The sequence below is a fragment of the Staphylococcus pasteuri genome (assembly GCF_030547725.1).
GTDB classification, from domain to species: domain Bacteria; phylum Bacillota; class Bacilli; order Staphylococcales; family Staphylococcaceae; genus Staphylococcus; species Staphylococcus pasteuri.
In genome coordinates this window covers 1-328 of the sequence record NZ_JAUOQO010000129.1, presented here as the reverse complement: position 1 = coordinate 328, position 328 = coordinate 1, and the positions used below count along the sequence as shown (strand labels likewise).

Annotated in this window: 1 pseudogene; it reads left to right on the top strand. The window is 38.4% G+C overall.

Annotation, left to right across the window (positions count from 1 at the left end):
* Window positions 1-76 precede the first annotated feature (76 nt).
* Window positions 77-328 (top strand): annotated as a pseudogene (locus Q4528_RS13100) (hypothetical protein); the annotation flags it as partial.

Here is a 328-nt window from a genome sequence, read left to right as displayed (position 1 = left end):
GCTATGCGGTTTACTTTTCGAACAAATAGAATCATCTCAAGGGCGTATAGTGGTGGTTACAAGCGAAGGTTACAAAATGGGTTTAAAAACTATTCTGTTTGATGACATGAACTGGGATAAAAATTATCACCCCAACCATACTTACTGCCACAGCAAGTTAGCACAGATGATGTTTGCTTATGAATTACAAAACCGAATAAGACAGGCTGAAAAAAAAGTCAAAGTTTATGTGTGCCACCCTGGTGAATCTAAGACTTCGCTCATCAACCAAAAAGCTAATTTAATCTCTAGGCTCACTTGGTCTTTAATGTCTTCGACGCCCTTAGTA